Consider the following 15,899-nt stretch of genomic DNA (forward strand, 5'->3'; position numbering starts at 1 on the left):
AGAAGGGATGTCGGATGGACCTGCTCGCCGCGCTGCGCACCCACCGGCTGCTCGCCATCGTCCGGGGCAACGACCCGGACGCCGCACTCAAGACCGTGCTCACCCTCGCCGAGGAGGGCGTCACCCTCATCGAGGTCTCCCTCACCGGGCACGGCGCGCTCGACGTGATCGCCCAGGCCCGCGCCGCGCTCGGGCCCGGGGCGACCCTCGGCGCGGGCACCGTGCTCAGCGCCGACGACGCCCACGCCGCGCACCGCGCCGGCGCCGCCTTCCTCGTCACCCCCGCGCTCGGCGACGGCGTCACCACCGGCCGCGAACTGGGACTGCCCGTCCTGGCCGGTGTGATGACCCCGACCGACGTCCTCCAGGCCCTGAAGCTCGGTGCCCAGGCACTCAAGCTCTTCCCCGCCGGCAGCGCGGGCGGCCCCGGCTACCTGCGGGACCTGCGCGCGCCCTTCCCCGACCTGCCGTTCGTGCCGGTCGGCGGCGTGGACGCGCCGGCCGCCGCCGCCTACCTGGCCGCCGGCGCCCTCGCGGTCGGCGTCGGCTCGCCACTGGTGGCGGACGCCGCCGCCGGAGGCAGCCTGGCCGCACTGCGGGAGCGGGCGCGGGAGTTCCTGGACGTCGTCCGCGCGGAGCCCGCGCCGTGACCGCCACCGGCACCGCGTACGAGGTCGTCGGCGAGGAACGCCTCGAACTGGGCGAGGGCATCCGGTGGACCGACGGCCGCGTTGTGCTCACCGACATCCTGACGGGCCGTCTGCTGACCGCCCCCGACTTCCGGACGGTGGCCCGGCTGTCGGTGCCGCTGGGCGCGGTGGCCCCCGTCGAGGGGCGCCCCGGGCACTGGATCGCGGCGGCCGGCACGGGCATCTGCCGCATCGACCCCGCCGGGCGGGTGCGCTGGCTCGCCCGGCCCGAGGACGGCGCGTTCGAGCCCATGCGCATGAACGACGGCGTCGCCGACGCGTACGGCCGCTTCTGGGCGGGCAGCATGGCCTACGCGGCGACCGAGGACGCGGGCTCCCTGTACCGCGTGGACCGCGACGGCAGCGTCACCCGCGTCCTGCGCGGCATCACGGTGCCGAACGGGCCCGCCTTCACCGCCGACGGCCGCACGATGTACCTCGCCGACAGCGCCCGCGGTGTCGTCCGGCGCTACCCGGTGGACGTGGCCGGCGGTGAACTCGGCGCGCCCGAGACCTTCGTGACCCTGGACTCCGGCAGCCCGGACGGCATGGCCGTCGATGCCGAGGGCGCCCTGTGGACCGCGGTGTGGGGCACCGGCCAGGTCCGCCGCCACCTGCCCGACGGCACGCTCGACCGCGTCGTGGAACTCCCCGCCGTCCAGCCCGCCGGACTGTGCCTCGGCGGCCCGGACGGCCGCACCCTCCATGTCACCAGCGCCACCATCGGCCTCGACGCCCCGGGCCCGCTCGACGGCGCCGTCTTCACCGTCCGCGTCGACGTCCCCGGCACTCCCGCCGCGCCCTACCGCCCGGTCGGCCCCGAACCGGAGGACGGCCCGTGAACACCGCCGCGCCGAAGCTCGGTCCGGGCCCCGTGGTCTGTGTCGGGGAGACCATGGCCGCGCTCGTGCCGGACCCCCTCGGGCCGCTGGAGAGCGCCGACCGGCTCGGGGTCGCGGTCGCCGGCGCCGAGTCCAACGTCGCCCTCTACCTCGCCGACCACGGCGTGCCCGCACGCTGGGTGTCGGCCGTCGGCGACGACCCGTTCGGCCGCCGAGTCCTCGCGCGGATCGCCGCGGGCGGGGTGGACGTCGACGGTGTGCGCGTCGACCCGGACCGCCCCACCGGGCTGCTGTTCAAGGACCCGGGCGAGCACGGCACCCGCGTCCACTACCGCCGGCGCGACTCGGCGGCGTCGGCGCTCACCGAGGACCTGCTCGACGACCCGGCCCTGCACGGCGCCGCGCTGCTCCACCTCAGCGGCATCACGCCCGCCCTGTCGGCCGGTTGCCGGACCCTCGTCGAGCGCGCGCTGCGCCCCGGACGTCCGTGCCCCGTCAGCTTCGACGTGAACTACCGCCCCGCCCTGTGGAGCGGCCGCGCCGCCGCCGCGGAGGTGCTGCGCCCCCTTGCCGACCGCGCCGACATCGTGCTCGTCGGACTGGACGAGGCCCAGGCGCTGTGGGGGGACACCGTCACCGACGCCCCATCGGTCCGCGCGCTGCTGGCCCGGCCACGGGTCCTCGTGGTGAAGGACGGCGCCAGGTCCGCGACCGCCTTCGTCGGCACGGACGCCCGCACGGTGCCCGCGCTGACCGTCCGCGTGGCCGAACCCGTCGGCGCGGGCGACGCGTTCGCCGCCGGCTTCCTCGCGGGCCTGCACCGCGGCCTCCCCGTCGAGCGGGCCCTCCGGCTCGGTCACCTGACCGCCGCCTCGGCCCTGCGCGTCCCCGCCGACCACGGCCCGCTCCCGGCCCCCGACGTCCTCACCGCCTTGCTGGATGCCGACGAGGCGACCTGGCGCCGGACGTCCGTGGGGTTCGAGATGTCGCAGCCGGGTGATATCCGTACCGCATGAACAGTGAGCAGGCCGACCCCGGGGAACTCGCCGCACTGCGGGCGGCATTCGGGGTCGACGACGGCGGCGAGTCGGCTCTCGGCTGGGAGGGTGTCCGTGCCTTCGAGGCGGCACACGGGATCGTGCTGCCCGAGCCGTACCGGACGTTCGTCGCCGAGGAGACGGACGGCTCGTCCTCAGGGCCGCCGGACCACGGACTGCTGCCGGCGGCGGAGCTGCCCGCCGACTGGGGCAGTGACGGGCAAGACCGTGACCTGGGCAAGCCGTTCCCCCTGACCGGGGCGTGGCTGTGGGAGGAGGACCCGGCTCCGTCCGGTGACTCCGACGAGATGATCCACCAGGTCCTCAACCATGGTTCGGTCGTGCTCGGCACCGACGGCTGCGCGATGAACTGGCACCTCGTTGTCACCGGCCCCCACCGGGGGCACGTCTGGCAGGTCACCGACGTCGGTGCCGCTCCCTTCGGGGCGCCGTTCGGCTTCAGCACGGGTGAACCCGGCTTCGCCGGCTGGGTCCGGCACTGGGCGGCGGACAAGCCCTGGTTCGACGCGGCGTGACGCGGAGCGGGTGGGAGGCGTCAGTTCTCGCCGAGAGCCCGCTTGAGTTCGGCCTTGTTCATGTGCGAGCGGCCGTCGACGCCGCGTCGCCGCGCCTCCGCGTACAGCTGGTCGTACGTGGGGCCCTGCGGGCCGTGGCCCGAGCGCAGGCCGCCGCGGCGGCCCGAGGACATGTCGTCCAGGGAACTGCGGCTCGCCGTCCTCGACTCGCCCGCGCGGGCGCGCTCCTTGTTGACGGTGCGGGCGGCGATCTCCTCCGCGCGCTTCTCGCTCGCGCCGCGCTCCTCGGCGCTCTCCTTGATGTGCTCGTACTGCCGCTCCCGCTTGGGGCTGGAACCTGCCGGCATCGCCGTCACCTCACCATTCGTCTCGTATGCGCGCTCAGGGCCGCGAGCCGACGCCCGTCGCGACCTCGTGGAGCCGCCCCACGGCCCCGCTCGGAGCCAGCACCGCGGTGTTCGCCCCGCTGCCCTCGCGCAGGCCCTCCAGGAACTTCTCGACCGCGTGGGTCGCACTGTGCTGGGGACGCCAGCCGAGTTCCCGCCGGGCCCGGCCGGTGTCGAGCAGCGGCAGCCGCAGCACCGCGTCGAAGAGCCCGGGGGAGGACGGCACCAGGTGCAGCCGCCAGGCGCCCGCCAGGGCGGCACGCACGGCGGCGCGCGGCATCCGCACGACCTGGGCGCCGAAGATCGAGGCCAGTTCCGCCGCGTCGAGCGGCGGCTCCGCGGCCAGGTTGAAGGGGCCGCGCACCGGCCGCAGGACCGCCCTGCGGTAGGCATCGGCGGCGTCGTCGGTGTGCAGCGCCTGGAAGCGCAGGCCCCGCATGTCGGGCACGACCGGCACCAGCCGCGGCCGGACCAGCCGTCCGGGCAGGAACGGCCCGGCGAACAGGCGGCGTTGCTGCGCGGCGGCCTCCTTCTTGAAGAGGAAGCCGGGCCGCATGCGCACCACCCGCACCCGCGGATGGTCCGCCTCGTACCCGTCGAGATACCGCTCGATGTACGCCTTCTCGCGGCAGTACGCGGCACCCGGCCAGCCGTGCGTGGGCCACGACTCGTCGACCGGGTGGTCCTTGGGGCCGGGGGAGTACGCGGCCACCGACGAGGCGTGCACCAGCCCCGGGACGCCGGCCGCCGCCACGGCGTCGAAGACCCGGATGCCGCCGAGGACATTGGTGCGCCAGGTGATCGCCGGGTCGTGGCTGGGCTGCAGCAGCCAGGCCAGGTGGACGACGGCGTCGGCGCCGTCGAAGAGGCCCGACAGCCGGGTGCTGTCGTCCGTGATGTCGGCACTGACCCACGTGGTCCTCGGCGGCCGCCAGTCCGCGGGCACCCGGCGGGCGATCCCGGTGATCCGGGCGACCGCGGGGTCCTCGCCGAGCGCCCGCACCAGGCTGGTGCCGACATTGCCCGTGGCCCCCACGACCACGACGTGCAGCCCGTCGCGGGGCCCGTGTGCTGGAGTGCTGGTCACGGCGCTCGCCTCCTCGCTGCTCCTCGACGTCGCGCGTTCCCGCGTTCCGCGTTCCAGGGGCGGCTACCCGTGCGTGCCGGATTCAGACGGTTGCGGCGGCGGCCGCCATGCGGCGCACCGCCTCCGTGATCACCTCCGGGCCGGTCGCGAGGTTCAGCCGTACGTGGCCGGTGCCGCCCGTGCCGAAGTCGGGGCCCGGGCTGAACGCCACCCGGCCCTTGTCCAGGAACACCTCCGACGGGTTCTCGCCGAGGCCCAGCGCGCGGCAGTCCAGCCAGGCCAGATACGTCCCCGGGGCGGGCCGGTAGCCGACGGACGGCAGCTGTTCGGCCAGCAGGGAGCCGAGCAGCCGGCGGTTGCGGTCCAGGTCCGCCAGGACGGCGTCCAGCCAGTCGCCGCCCTCCCGCAGCGCCGCAGTGTGCGCGATGACGCCCAGATGGCTCGGGCCGTGCCCGACCTCCTCCGGCATGCGGGCCAGGTCCTCGGCCGCGGCGGGCCCGGCGAGGGCGAGCGCCGCCTTGAGCCCGGCCAGGTTCCACCCCTTGGACGCCGACATGAGCGACAGCCCGCTCTCCGCGCCCGGCACGCTCAGGTACGGCACGAAGACCGCGTCCGGGGCCACCACGGGGGCGTGGATCTCGTCGGCCACCACCCGTACCCCGTACGCGCCCGCCAGCGCCGCCACCGCCTCCAGCTCCGCGGCGGTGTGCACCGTGCCGGTCGGATTGTGCGGGCTGCACAGCAGGTACGCGGCCCGCCCGCCGTCCGCGGCGCAGCGCGCGAAGACCTGCTCCAGGGTGTCGAGGTCCAGCCGCAGGTCCGGCCCGAGCGGCGCCTCCACCACGCTCCGGTCCATGTGCGTCACGAACTGGTAGAACGGCGGGTACACAGGGCAGTTGACGATCACCGGGTCACCGGGCGCCGTCACGAGTTTCAGCATCTCGACGACGCCGAGCATCACGTCGGGGACGATCGCCGCGCGCTCGCGCACGACACCGTCCCAGCCCCAGCGGTCGCGGGCGAAGGCCGCCAGCGCGTCGGCGTACCCGGTGCCCGCGGGGTAGCCGGTGTCGCCGATCGTGATGGCCTCGGTGAGCGCCCGCGCCACCGGCTCCGCGAGCGGGACGTCCATCTCGGCCACCCACAGGGGCAGCACGTCGGCAGGGTAGGACCGCCATTTCATGCTCGTGCGGCGCCGGAGCTGGTCGAGCGTGAGCCGGTGGAGGGGGCCGGGAGCGGACGCGGGTGCGGCTGACGGCGTGGTCATGACACCAACATAGGGCGGAACCGCGTCCGTGCCGCCCCTCGCGACGCTCACGTGCGGCCGTAGCGGACGCTGTGCTCCGCGAACTCCAGCGCCATGTCGCTGGTGACCGTGGGGCGGGTGGAACGGATGGTGCGCAGATAGTCGTCCGTGGTGGCCTGGGTCCTGTTCCCCGTGTCCAGCGTCCGTTCGAACGTGGTCTGCGCGACGGCGCGCGCGGCCTGCTTGATGTCCGCGGGCGTGAAGCCCTCGCTGGCGTCGGCGAGCGCCGTGGTGTCCGCGTCGGCGCCCGCCTTGGCGAGATAGCTCCCCCACAGCGCGCGACGCGCCTCGTGGTCGGGCGGGCCCACCGGCAGCACGTAGTCGAACCGGCCGTGCCGCAGGAACGCCGGATCGAGCGCGGCGACGGTGTTGGTCGCGCAGATCAGCAGCCGGCCGTCGCGGTCGCGGAACCGCACGATGGACTTGAGGAGTTCGTTGACCACGCCCACGGAGGCCGGGTCGGCGAGATTGCGGCGGCCGGCGACCTCCTCCACCTCGTCGATGAAGACCAGCACATGGTCGAGCTGCGCGATCTCGTCGAAGCGCCTGCCGAGTCCCGGGGCGATGCCGCCCTCCAGGGCCAGCCGGGACGGGAACAGCTCCACGAAGGGCCAGCCCAGCCGGCTCGCCACCGCCTGGGCGAAGGTGCTCTTGCCCGTGCCCGGCGGCCCGAACAGCACGACGGCCTGCGGCGGTTCGACCCCGTGCTCGTCGGCGAGCTCGGCATGGGCCAGCGGAAGCACGATCCGGCGCTCGATCAGGGACTTCTCCCGTCCCATCCCGGCGAGCTTCTCCCACAGCCCGGCGGGCGGCACGAGCGCGCCGAGCGAGGCCAGCAGCGCCGGGTCCTGGGCCGTCACCGCCTGGGTCTTCTCGAAGTACGTCAGGCCCTGGCGCCGGGTGAAACCGGAGTTGCACAGCGCGGCGGTACCCGTCTCCTCCTCGGGCAGCACGGCGGCCAGCGTCCGCGCCCCGGCGGCCTGGAGCCGGTGCTCGACCGCGGACAGCAGCGCGGTGCCCAGGCCCAGGTTGCGCCACGACGGATGGAGGCTGATCCGCAGCACCCACGCCCGGTCCCCGTCGACCCGGCCGATCGCCGCCCCGATGAGGTGGCCGTCGGCGATCGCCACCACGCTGGGGTGCTGCGCCTGAAGGGCGGCGACCGCCTCGGAGAGACGGAAGACGGCGGGCTGGTCGGTGGTGCCGCTCTCGGCGTCCAGGCGCACCACAGCCTCGAGATCGTCCGGGGTGAAATCACGTACGTGCCACACGGCCATGGCAAGCCTCCACGCGCGACGTCCTGCCGTCCCCCCATCATCGGCCGCGCGGCACGCGGGCGCCCCCCGGGCCCCGTCCGCCCGGCCGATGTTGCCGAACCGGCAAGGAATCTTGTCGCCCGGCGCCGGCCGGGCGCATCGTCGGCCCGAGGCGGCGCCCGCGACGGCGCCGCGCCGCGCACGTGTGAAGGGACCCGATCCACCGATGACCGACGACATCGCCTCGCAGGAGGACTACTGGGACGACCGCTACGCCTCGACCGAGCGCGTGTGGAGCGGCAATCCCAACGACGTCCTGGTCCGCGAGACCTCCGAGCTGACGCCGGGCACCGCCCTCGACCTGGGCTGCGGCGAGGGCGGTGACGCGATCTGGCTGGCCCGGCACGGCTGGCGCGTCACCGCCGTGGACATCTCCGGTGTGGCACTGCGGCGCGCGGCGGGGCACGCGGCCGACGCGGGGGTCGGCGAGCTGATCACCTGGGAGCGCCACGACCTCGGCGAGTCCTTCCCCGAGGGCTCCTTCGACCTGGTCGCCGCCCACTTCCTGCACACCGTCGGCTACATGCCGCGTGAGCGCATCCTGCGTTCCGCCGCGGCCGCCGTCGCCCCCGGGGGCGTCCTGCTCGTCACCGGCCACGGCGGATTCCCCGCCTGGGAGCACAACCACCACCCGGAGGTGCACTTCCCCACCCCCGACGAGGTCCTCAGGGATCTCGAACTCGCCGAGGGCGAATGGGACGTGCTGCTGTGCGAGGAGCACGAGCGCGTGCAGAACGACCCGGAGGGCCGTCCCACGGCGCGCCGGGACAACGTGGTCAAGGTGCGGCGCCTGCCCGCGGCCGGCTGACGGCCCCGGGGCGGCCGGTCACGCGCCGGCGGACCGGCCGCCGTCGGCCAGCAGGGACAGGTCGTCGGCGTCGAGGACGATCGAGGCGGCCGCCATGTTCTCCTCCAGGTGGGCGAGGGAGGCCGTGCCGGGGATCTGGACGATCGAGGGGGAGCGGGCCAGACCCCAGGCCACGGCGATCTGGAACGGCGTCGCGCCGTGCCGTTCGGCCACCTTGGCGAGGGCGTCCCCGTCGAGCGGGGAGTGGCCGCCGCCGAGGGCGAAGAACGGCATGTACGCGATGTCCACGGTCGCGCAGAAGTCCACCAGATCGCCGTCCCGCTGGTCCAGGACGCCGAACTGGTTCTGCACCGCCGCGACCGGCGCGACGGTTCGCGCCTCGTCCAGCTGACCACGCGTCACATTGCTGACGCCCAGGTGCCGTACGAGTCCTTCCTCCCGCAAGGCGGCGAGCACGGCGAAGCGTTCGGCGAGCGAGTCGGCCCGGTCCGTGCCGAGGCGGCCGACCCGCAGGTGGACCAGGTCCAGGACGTCGACGCCGAGTTCCCTCAGGTTCTCCTCGACCAGGCCGCGCAGCTGCCCGGGTTCCGCCTCCCCGGTCATCCGTCCGCCGGCGTCGCGCAGCGGGCCCACCTTGGTGGCGATGGTGACGCCGGCCGGGTAGGGGTGGAGGGCTTCGCGCAGGATCTCGTTGGCCCGGTTGCCGCCGGAGAAGTAGAAGGCCGCGGTGTCGATGTGGCGCGCGCCGAGTTCGACGGCGCGGCGCGCGACCGCCACCGACACCGCCCGGTCGGCGGCGGGTCCGTTCCACCGGCCGGGCAGCTGCATCGCGCCGAAGCCCAGGCGCGGGACGGTGGTCGTCCCGTCGAGGGCGAGGGTCGAGCTGGGGGAGGGCGGTTCGATGGGTGCACTCGTCATGGGGGAAGCATGACTCACGGCGCGATGTCGAGGCGTTCGATCAGGCCGTCCCGGAGCGCGAAGCGGTAGCGCAGGTCGACCACGCCGCCCGGGAAGTCGCCCTCCAGGTGGTGGGTCACGACGTAGTGCCCGGCGTCGGCGCGCTCGGCGGCGGTCAGTTCGGTCGTGTACGTGTACTCGCTCGCCGCCCGGTCCAGCCACTGCTCGATCGCGGTGCGGCCCTCGTAGGTCCTGCCGTCGTCGGTCACGGTGGCGTCGGGGGTGAAGGCGCCGATCGCCGTCGCGGTGTCGCGGGCGACGTGGGCCCGCAGGTAGCGCGTGACGGTGCCGGGCAGGTCGGCGGGGGTGATGGACTGAGCGGTCATGGTGCCGTTCCTCGGGGTGCGGTGGGCAAGTGGCTGCTAAAACGGAAGCAAGTTGCTTCGATATTAGCAGCAACTCGGCGGCCGTGGTCGACCGCGGATCGGCGCAGCTCGGCTCAGGGGGTCGGGATACCGGCCGGCCGGGCAGGGCGCCCGAAGCGGACGGGGACGCCGGCGGAGTACAGGACGCTGACCGGGGGCCCCGAGGTGGTGGTCGCGGGCAGTCCGGCGGCGGCGACGAGGTTCTCCTCGCAGACCAGGAGCTCGGCGCGGTGCAGCGGCCAGCGCGGATGGGTGTTGGGCAGGTACAGGGGCCGCTCGAAGAACGTGTTGTGCAGACCCCAGCGCGCCGTGAGGAAGTGCTCCAGCTCGCTCGGCTCGGCGACGGGCTCGCCCACCCGCACGGTGATCCGCGCGTACGCCCCGCCCGCCCCGGGCCCGCGCCGCCGGCTGGTGTAGCTGAGGGTGTCGCCGTCGCGGCGGATGTCCATGCGCGCCCACTGGTACGGCAGCCGGAACGCGGCCCGCGCCACCGCGACCGGGATCAGCCGGGACGCGTCGAGCGAACGGAAGACCACACCGCGCCGGCCGTGCTCGTCCACCGAGTACAGGCGGACATTGGTCTCCGGGAAGGTGCCCAGGTACGGGACGCCGGGGAGCCGGAACCAGCCGACGCGGTGCATCCGGAAGGCCACCAGCCCGACGTAGGTGACCCCGCCGAGGGTGTCCGGCACGGTGCCGGCCGGCAGGAGGGGCGCCACGTCGGCGGGATCGGCGGCCCAGTGCAGGAACGCCAGGTCGAGCCACGACTGCGTCAGCAGCGGATTCGCCGTGGCGCCGGGCGGGTCGGCCGTTATCGGTTCCGGGGCGAGCACACAGCCAGCATCGCAGAGCCGGGCAGGGCCCGGCGGGAACCTGTCACACCTCGACCGGTGCGGCACCCGCCGCCTGGAGCCGGGCCTGGACGCGGGCGGGGTAGCGGGAGGTGAAGGCAGCGGGGCCCGCCAGGCCGGCCGCATGGGCGGCGATGCCGGCCCAGCCCGGGGCGCCGGTCAGGTGGCAGACCGCCAGCGCGGCGCAGATGAAGGTGAAGCCGGCTCCCCAGACCGCCGTGATGACGTTGTTGACCGCGATGAAGCCGGGCAGTTCCCAGTACTCGCGCGGGGTCCGGCGGCGTGCGATGCCCAGGGTGAAGGGGTGGCGGACGGCGAGACTCCCCCAGGCGGTCAGCGCGAGCCAGGCGAAGGAGAGCGCGTCGTCGTACGTCTTCAGCGGCGAGTCGGGGGAGGCGAGGGCGACGGTCCCGACGACGGCGAAGAACAGGCTGCCGCTGAGCTCCAGGATCATCGCGTCGGGCGCGACGCCGCGGCGGCGGTCCTGCGCGAACAGCGCCAGGCCCGTGACGAGACCCGCCACGGCGCCCCAGCGCCAGTCGAAGGACGAGATGACGCCGGACGCGATCCACGGGATGAAGCCGCGCAGGTAACCCACGGTAGGTCTCCAGGTTCACGGAGTGCGCCGCCGCTCGGCAGCGCGACATGTCATGATTGACATGTCGAAGCTAGGGGAGTCGTGTTAGACATGTCAATGTTGGAATGTGCGGCGAAGTCGTCCCGTCACGGGTGGCCCGGGCCGGCTCAGCCCAGGACGCGCAGGGCCCGCTCCACCGCTGCCGCCATGTCCGTACGCGCGGGCGCGAGGTAGCGGCGCGGATCCACGGTGGCGCCGTCCGCCGCGAGGAAGCCGCGGATCGCCCCGGTGAAGGCGATGTTGAGTGCGGTACCGATGTTGATCTTGGCCATGCCGCCCGCGACGGCGCGCCGCAGCTCGTCCTCGGGCACCCCGGTCGAACCGTGCAGCACGAGCGGCACGGCGACCGCCGCGCGCAGGAGGGCGATCAGGTCGTGGTCGAGCCGCGCGGTCCGGGTGGTCATCGCGTGGGAGCTGCCGACGGCCACGGCGAGCGCGTCGACCCCGGTCGCGGCCACGTAGGCGCGGGCGCCGTCGGGGTGGGTGCGGGCCCCGGGGGCGTGGACGCCGTCCTTGCCCCCGATCTCGCCGAGTTCGGCCTCCAGCCACAGGCCCGCGCCGTGCGCCCATTGCGCGGCCGCACGGGTGGCGGCCACGTTCCGCTCGTGCGGCAGCGCCGAGGCGTCGTACATGACCGAGCCGAAACCGCAGTCGGCGGCCTGCCGCAGCAGCGCGTCGTCGGTGACGTGGTCCAGGTGCAGGGCGACGGGCACGCGCGCGGACTCGGCCACCGCCGCGGTCGCCCTCGCTATCGGCGCGAGCGCGCCGCCGTGGAAGCGCACGGCGTTCTCGCTGATCTGGCAGATGACCGGACGCCCCGCGGCCTCGGCCCCGGCGACGATCGCCTCCGCGTGCTCCAGGGTGATGACGTTGAAGGCCCCCGCGGCGCGGCCCTCGGCGCGGGCGGAGCGGACGAGTGCGGCGGTCCCGATCAGCGGCATGGGCTCGTTGTTCCTCTCGGCGGGGCGATGGCCTGTGGTTTCATGGCCGCCAGGTCCGGCGACAAGGGGCGAGACGATGGCGGCACCGCAGGCCCGATGGAGCGCGCTGCTGGAGATGCTGACCCGCGACGGACGCATCGAGGTCGAGGCCGCGGCCGCCGAACTCGCCGTCTCCGCCGCCACGATCCGGCGCGACCTGGACGAGCTGGCACGCCAGAACATGGTCACGCGCACCCATGGCGGCGCCACGATCAACGCCATCGCCTACGACCTGCCGCTGCGCTACAAGTCCGCCCGCCGCGCCGCCGAGAAGGAGCGCATCGCGCGCGCCGCCGCGGCCCTCGTCAAGCCCGGCGCCGTCGTGGGCCTGAACGGCGGCACCACGACGACGGCGGTCGCCCGCGCGCTGGCCGAACGGGGCGAACTGGCGGCGGACGCGGGCGAGCCGACGCTGACCGTGGTCACCAACGCGCTGAACATCGCGGCCGAGTTGGCCGTGCGCCGGCATGTGAAGCTCGTCGTCACCGGCGGGGTGGCCCGCCCTGCCTCGTACGAGCTGATCGGCCCCCTGGCCGCCGACCTGCTCGCACAGATCACGCTCGACGTGGTCTTCCTCGGTGTCGACGCCCTCGACGTCGCGCACGGCGCCACCGCCCGCCACGAGGGCGAGGCGGGCGTCAACCGCGAACTGGCCCGGCGCGCCGAGCGCGTGGTGGTCGTCGCGGACGCCTCGAAGCTCGGCCGGCGGGCGTTCGCGCGGATCTGCCCGGTCGAGGACGTGCACGTCCTGGTGACGGACGCGGACGCGCCCGGCGCGCTCACCGAGCCCTTCGCGGCGGCCGGTGTGGAGGTCGTCCGCGCCTGACCGCGCGCCGCGTCGGCCGTTGTCCACGCGGAGCGTCACCTCCTTCCGCCGTGCGCGTTCGTGCGCGAACATTGCAAGAGTCGAGCAGTTTCGCTCATCATGCTGGATCGGGCGGGCAGCGTGTCAAGACCGGCGCAAGCACCACCCGCACCGGCGCCAACAGCACCGGCGGCAGCGGATCACAGCGAGCGGACGGAGTCCCATGAGCCAGACCGAGATCGAGATCGCGACCCAACCCGACTGCTGGCGCCGGGCCGTCGCCCTGGCCGCCGACGCGAACGCCCCCTGGCGCGCCGCGATGCCGGCCCCCGGCGAGCGCGTCGCGGTGGTCGGATGTGGCACCTCATGGTTCATGGCCCACGCCTACGCCGTACTGCGCGAGTCCGCGGGCCTGGGCGAGACGGACGCCTTCGCCGCCTCCGAGATGCCGGCCGGACGCGCCTACGACCGGGTGCTCGCCCTGACCCGCTCCGGCACCACGACCGAAGTGCTCGACGTGCTCCGCCGCCTGCGCGGCGTGACGCCCACCGTCGCCGTCACCGCCGACCCGGCCACCCCCGTCATGGAACTCGCCGACGCGGCCGCGGTCCTGGACTTCGCCGACGAGACGTCGGTGGTGCAGACGCGCTTCGCCACCACCGAACTCGTGCTCCTGCGTGCGCTGCTCGGCGAGGACCTGGACGGGCTGGCCGCGCAGGGCGAGTCGGCGCTCGCCGACCCGCTGCCGGACGAACTGCTGGAGGCGGAGCAGTTCACGTTCCTCGGCAGGGGGTGGGCGTACGGAGTGGCCCAGGAGGCCGCCCTCAAGATGCGCGAGGCGGCGGGCGCCTGGACCGAGGCGTACCCCGTCATGGAGTACCGCCACGGCCCGATCAGCATCACCGGACCCGGCCGCGTCGCCTGGTGGTTCGGCGACCCGGCCGACCTGCCGCCGGGCCTGCCGCAGGAGATCGCCGCGACCGGCGGCCGCCTCGTCGCGGCCGGCCGCGACCCGCTCGCCGACCTCGTCGTCGTCCAGCGCCTCGCGGCCGCCCTGGGAGCCGCCCGGGGCCTCGACCCGGACTCCCCGCGCCACCTCACCCGTTCCGTGATCCTCACGTGACGGCCCTTCAGGCCGTGCGGTCCGGCGCCGGTTTGGTGCGCCGTCCGCGGGTCGCGAGGCCCGGGCGCCGGTAGCGCGGCGCGCCCTCGGCGGGGGTCTGCGGCACGCGGTGCCGGTGCCGCGCCGGCGGCGGGGGTACGGGAAGAGTCCGGCGGTTGCCCACCGGCCGGCCGGCGGCCCTCCGCGCGGCGGTCGCCGCCTCGTGCTCGGACCGTGTCCCCGGCGGTGCCCGCCCGCGCTGTGAGCGCGGCCTTTGTGTCGGCGCTCAGGGCGTTGCCTGCACCGTGACGCCTGCCGACGGGGGCGCGGGGGCGGCGGAGCCCGCGCGGCGGGAGTCGGCGCCTGCCGTGCCTCCAACTCGCGTGCGGCCGCCGCCTCGTGCCGGGCACCCAGGGCTCCGCCGGTGGCCGCATGCGCTGTGCGCGCGGCCCTCGCAACGGCGTCGCCCGAGTCCGCGAGGGTAGCGAGGTCAAAAATCCTTGACATGGAGTCAAGAGTGTTTGACACTCGGCGGTGTCAGGTTTTCTTTACATGGGGGGCTGTGATGGCCGTCGAGGAAAAACGCGCCTGGATCATGGTCGTGGTCACGATCGCGTCGTACGCGGCGTATCTGACCGTCGTCCTCGGCCGGGCGGGAGGCGCGTCGCCGGCCGGCGCGCCCTACGCGGCCGCGTTGGTGTGGTCGGTGGGCGCAGCGATCGCGGCGTCGGTCCTGCTGCACATCGCGGTGTCGGTGACGTCCGCCCGGGAGGGACGCGTGAAGGACCAGCGCGACCGGGAGATCCACCGCTTCGGCGAGTACGTCGGCCACTCGTTCGTCGTCGCCGGGGCGGTGGCCGGACTCGTCCTGGCGATGGCCGGGTCCGACCGGTTCTGGATCGCCAACGCGATATACCTCGCCTTCGTCCTGTCGGCGGTCGTGGGGTCGGCGGCGAAGATCGTCTCCTACCGGCTGGGCTTCCACCCGTGGTGAGGCCGACCAGGGTCACCAACGAGATCCGGGCCCTGCGCTTCGCCAAGGACGAGATGACGCAGGCCGAACTCGCCCGGCGCATCGGCGTGACCCGGCAGACCGTCATCGCCATCGAGCAGGGCCGCTACTCGCCGTCCCTGGAGATGGCGTTCCAGATCGCCCACGTCTTCGGCGTGCCGCTCGACGCCGTGTTCCAGTACCCCCCCGAGTCCGCCCCCGAGCAGCCCGAGGAGCCCCGGTGAAGGCCGTCGTCCAGGACACTTACGGACCCCCGTCCGTCCTGCGGGTCGAGGAGACCGCCCGGCCCGTTCCCGGCCCGGGCGAGGTGCTTGTACGCGTCCACGCCGCCGCCGTCGACCAGGGTGTCTGGCACCTCATGGCCGGCATGCCCTACCTCCTGCGCGGCCTCGGCTTCGGGCTGCGGGCGCCCCGCGACCGCGTGCGCGGCACGGACCTCGCGGGCCGGGTCGAGGCCGTCGGCCCCGGGGTGACGGGCTTCGCCCCGGGCGACGAGGTGTACGGCAGCGGGGCCGGCACCTTCGCCGAGTACGCCCGCGCCAAGGCCGCGCACCTCGCGCCCAAGCCGCGCCGCCTCGGCTTCGAGGAGGCGGCGACCGTCCCCGTCTCGGCGTGCACGGCGCTCCAGGCCCTGCGCGACAGCGGGCGCCTGCGGGCCGGGCAGCACGTCCTCGTGATCGGCGCGTCCGGCGGTGTCGGCTCGTACGCCGTGCAACTGGCCAAGGCGCTCGGCGCGGCACACGTCACCGGCGTGTGCGGTACGGCGAAGACCGCCTTCGTCCGCTCCCTTGGCGCCGACGAGGTGGTCGACCACACCCAGGACGACCCCACCGACGGTGCCCGCAGGTACGACCTCGTCCTCGACATCGCGGGCAACCGGCGGCTCTCCCTGCTGCGCCGCGCCCTCACCCCCGACGGCACCCTCGTCATCGTCGGCGGTGAGCACGGCGGCCGTTGGACGGGGGGCATCGGCAGGCAACTGCGCGGGCTGCTGTTGTCGTCCGTGGTCCGGCACCGGATACGCACCCTGGTGGCGACGCAGCCGGCCGCCGATCTCGAGCGCCTCTCCGAACTGGTCGACGCGGGCGCGGTCGTTCCTGCGGTCGACCGTGTGTATCCGTCTTTGGGGGACGCTGCCGAGGCGGTTCGTCGGCTGCGGGCGGGGGAGGTGCGGGGCAAGCTG

General features: G+C 74.7%; 19 protein-coding genes. 10 read left to right on the forward strand and 9 right to left on the reverse strand.

Annotation, left to right across the window (positions count from 1 at the left end):
* Nucleotides 1–14 precede the first annotated feature (14 nt).
* The 4 genes from ACIP9H_RS18365 to ACIP9H_RS18380 are packed head-to-tail and all read left to right on the forward strand — an operon-like array spanning nucleotide 15 to nucleotide 3,104.
* The gene (locus ACIP9H_RS18365) at nucleotides 15–650 is read left to right on the forward strand and encodes a bifunctional 4-hydroxy-2-oxoglutarate aldolase/2-dehydro-3-deoxy-phosphogluconate aldolase (protein WP_401959779.1); all 636 of its coding nucleotides are present in this window, start codon (nucleotides 15–17) and stop codon (nucleotides 648–650) included.
* Complete coding sequence (locus ACIP9H_RS18370) at nucleotides 647–1,531, forward strand: SMP-30/gluconolactonase/LRE family protein (RefSeq protein ID WP_401959780.1); 885 nt, start codon at nucleotides 647–649, stop codon at nucleotides 1,529–1,531. Before ACIP9H_RS18365 ends, ACIP9H_RS18370 begins: the two co-directional genes overlap by 4 nt.
* Nucleotides 1,528–2,547, forward strand: a complete 1,020-nt coding sequence (locus tag ACIP9H_RS18375; RefSeq protein WP_401959781.1) for a sugar kinase — start codon at nucleotides 1,528–1,530, stop codon at nucleotides 2,545–2,547. Before ACIP9H_RS18370 ends, ACIP9H_RS18375 begins: the two co-directional genes overlap by 4 nt.
* Nucleotides 2,544–3,104 (forward strand): SMI1/KNR4 family protein, encoded by a 561-nt coding sequence (locus ACIP9H_RS18380; protein WP_401959782.1) that lies wholly within the window; start codon nucleotides 2,544–2,546, stop codon nucleotides 3,102–3,104. Before ACIP9H_RS18375 ends, ACIP9H_RS18380 begins: the two co-directional genes overlap by 4 nt.
* Before the next feature lie 20 nt (nucleotides 3,105–3,124).
* Here the strand turns inward: ACIP9H_RS18380 and ACIP9H_RS18385 are convergent, their stop codons facing one another.
* The 4 genes from ACIP9H_RS18385 to ACIP9H_RS18400 form a co-directional block, all read right to left on the reverse strand.
* Entirely contained in the window at nucleotides 3,125–3,451 is a 327-nt protein-coding gene (locus ACIP9H_RS18385) for a plasmid stabilization protein (protein ID WP_401586798.1), read from the reverse strand.
* Between the two features lie 34 nt (nucleotides 3,452–3,485).
* Nucleotides 3,486–4,577: an NAD-dependent epimerase/dehydratase family protein gene (locus ACIP9H_RS18390; RefSeq protein WP_401959783.1), complete on the reverse strand. Its 1,092-nt coding sequence runs from the start codon at nucleotides 4,575–4,577 to the stop codon at nucleotides 3,486–3,488.
* Between the two features lie 82 nt (nucleotides 4,578–4,659).
* Nucleotides 4,660–5,844: a MalY/PatB family protein gene (locus tag ACIP9H_RS18395; protein ID WP_401586802.1), complete on the reverse strand. Its 1,185-nt coding sequence runs from the start codon at nucleotides 5,842–5,844 to the stop codon at nucleotides 4,660–4,662.
* 47 nt (nucleotides 5,845–5,891) lie between these two features.
* Nucleotides 5,892–7,160 (reverse strand): ATP-binding protein, encoded by a 1,269-nt coding sequence (locus ACIP9H_RS18400; protein ID WP_401586804.1) that lies wholly within the window; start codon nucleotides 7,158–7,160, stop codon nucleotides 5,892–5,894.
* A 205-nt stretch (nucleotides 7,161–7,365) separates the two neighbouring features.
* On the opposite strand from ACIP9H_RS18400, the gene ACIP9H_RS18405 reads away from it, so the two are divergent.
* Entirely contained in the window at nucleotides 7,366–8,007 is a 642-nt protein-coding gene (locus tag ACIP9H_RS18405) for a class I SAM-dependent methyltransferase (protein ID WP_401586807.1), read from the forward strand.
* Nucleotides 8,008–8,025: 18 nt separating this feature from the next.
* Here the strand turns inward: ACIP9H_RS18405 and ACIP9H_RS18410 are convergent, their stop codons facing one another.
* The 5 genes from ACIP9H_RS18410 to ACIP9H_RS18430 all read right to left on the reverse strand — a co-directional run bounded on the left by ACIP9H_RS18410 (nucleotide 8,026) and on the right by ACIP9H_RS18430 (nucleotide 11,758).
* Complete coding sequence (locus ACIP9H_RS18410) at nucleotides 8,026–8,925, reverse strand: oxidoreductase (RefSeq protein ID WP_401586810.1); 900 nt, start codon at nucleotides 8,923–8,925, stop codon at nucleotides 8,026–8,028.
* A 14-nt stretch (nucleotides 8,926–8,939) separates the two neighbouring features.
* Nucleotides 8,940–9,290, reverse strand: a complete 351-nt coding sequence (locus ACIP9H_RS18415) for a nuclear transport factor 2 family protein (RefSeq protein ID WP_401586812.1) — start codon at nucleotides 9,288–9,290, stop codon at nucleotides 8,940–8,942.
* A 113-nt stretch (nucleotides 9,291–9,403) separates the two neighbouring features.
* Nucleotides 9,404–10,162: a YqjF family protein gene (locus ACIP9H_RS18420; RefSeq protein WP_401586815.1), complete on the reverse strand. Its 759-nt coding sequence runs from the start codon at nucleotides 10,160–10,162 to the stop codon at nucleotides 9,404–9,406.
* A gap of 43 nt (nucleotides 10,163–10,205) precedes the next feature.
* On the reverse strand, nucleotides 10,206–10,778 hold the full coding sequence (locus ACIP9H_RS18425) for a hypothetical protein (RefSeq protein WP_401959786.1): 573 nt from the start codon (nucleotides 10,776–10,778) through the stop codon (nucleotides 10,206–10,208).
* A gap of 146 nt (nucleotides 10,779–10,924) precedes the next feature.
* Nucleotides 10,925–11,758: a class II fructose-bisphosphate aldolase gene (locus ACIP9H_RS18430; RefSeq protein WP_401586819.1), complete on the reverse strand. Its 834-nt coding sequence runs from the start codon at nucleotides 11,756–11,758 to the stop codon at nucleotides 10,925–10,927.
* Nucleotides 11,759–11,834: 76 nt separating this feature from the next.
* Here ACIP9H_RS18430 and ACIP9H_RS18435 point away from each other — a divergent pair, with 76 nt between their 5' ends.
* The 5 genes from ACIP9H_RS18435 to ACIP9H_RS18455 form a co-directional block, all read left to right on the forward strand.
* Nucleotides 11,835–12,623, forward strand: a complete 789-nt coding sequence (locus ACIP9H_RS18435; RefSeq protein WP_401586822.1) for a DeoR/GlpR family DNA-binding transcription regulator — start codon at nucleotides 11,835–11,837, stop codon at nucleotides 12,621–12,623.
* A gap of 202 nt (nucleotides 12,624–12,825) precedes the next feature.
* On the forward strand, nucleotides 12,826–13,725 hold the full coding sequence (locus ACIP9H_RS18440; RefSeq protein WP_401959788.1) for an SIS domain-containing protein: 900 nt from the start codon (nucleotides 12,826–12,828) through the stop codon (nucleotides 13,723–13,725).
* 544 nt (nucleotides 13,726–14,269) lie between these two features.
* Nucleotides 14,270–14,698 (forward strand): hypothetical protein, encoded by a 429-nt coding sequence (locus ACIP9H_RS18445; protein WP_401959790.1) that lies wholly within the window; start codon nucleotides 14,270–14,272, stop codon nucleotides 14,696–14,698.
* Nucleotides 14,692–14,940 carry a helix-turn-helix transcriptional regulator gene (locus ACIP9H_RS18450; protein WP_401586829.1) on the forward strand — a complete coding sequence of 83 codons (249 nt, stop codon included), beginning with the start codon at nucleotides 14,692–14,694 and terminating at the stop codon, nucleotides 14,938–14,940. Before ACIP9H_RS18445 ends, ACIP9H_RS18450 begins: the two co-directional genes overlap by 7 nt.
* Nucleotides 14,937–15,899, forward strand: a 963-nt coding sequence (locus ACIP9H_RS18455; RefSeq protein ID WP_401959791.1) for an NAD(P)-dependent alcohol dehydrogenase, incomplete at its 3' end; no start/stop codon positions are given. The genes ACIP9H_RS18450 and ACIP9H_RS18455, both read left to right, overlap by 4 nt.

This window comes from Streptomyces sp. NPDC088732 (assembly GCF_044751205.1).
Lineage (GTDB): Bacteria > Actinomycetota > Actinomycetes > Streptomycetales > Streptomycetaceae > Actinacidiphila.

Excerpts from the sequence above, each read along its gene's own strand:
- ACIP9H_RS18365 (WP_401959779.1), top strand. The coding sequence starts at position 15 with ATGGACCTGCTCGCCGCGCTGCGCACCCACCGGCTGCTCGCCATCGTC.
- ACIP9H_RS18380 (WP_401959782.1), top strand. The coding sequence starts at position 2,544 with ATGAACAGTGAGCAGGCCGACCCCGGGGAACTCGCCGCACTGCGGGCG.
- ACIP9H_RS18385 (WP_401586798.1), bottom strand. The coding sequence starts at position 3,451 with ATGCCGGCAGGTTCCAGCCCCAAGCGGGAGCGGCAGTACGAGCACATC.
- ACIP9H_RS18395 (WP_401586802.1), bottom strand. The coding sequence starts at position 5,844 with ATGACCACGCCGTCAGCCGCACCCGCGTCCGCTCCCGGCCCCCTCCAC.
- ACIP9H_RS18400 (WP_401586804.1), bottom strand. The coding sequence starts at position 7,160 with ATGGCCGTGTGGCACGTACGTGATTTCACCCCGGACGATCTCGAGGCT.
- ACIP9H_RS18405 (WP_401586807.1), top strand. The coding sequence starts at position 7,366 with ATGACCGACGACATCGCCTCGCAGGAGGACTACTGGGACGACCGCTAC.
- ACIP9H_RS18410 (WP_401586810.1), bottom strand. The coding sequence starts at position 8,925 with ATGACGAGTGCACCCATCGAACCGCCCTCCCCCAGCTCGACCCTCGCC.
- ACIP9H_RS18415 (WP_401586812.1), bottom strand. The coding sequence starts at position 9,290 with ATGACCGCTCAGTCCATCACCCCCGCCGACCTGCCCGGCACCGTCACG.
- ACIP9H_RS18430 (WP_401586819.1), bottom strand. The coding sequence starts at position 11,758 with ATGCCGCTGATCGGGACCGCCGCACTCGTCCGCTCCGCCCGCGCCGAG.
- ACIP9H_RS18435 (WP_401586822.1), top strand. The coding sequence starts at position 11,835 with ATGGCGGCACCGCAGGCCCGATGGAGCGCGCTGCTGGAGATGCTGACC.
- ACIP9H_RS18440 (WP_401959788.1), top strand. The coding sequence starts at position 12,826 with ATGAGCCAGACCGAGATCGAGATCGCGACCCAACCCGACTGCTGGCGC.
- ACIP9H_RS18445 (WP_401959790.1), top strand. The coding sequence starts at position 14,270 with ATGGCCGTCGAGGAAAAACGCGCCTGGATCATGGTCGTGGTCACGATC.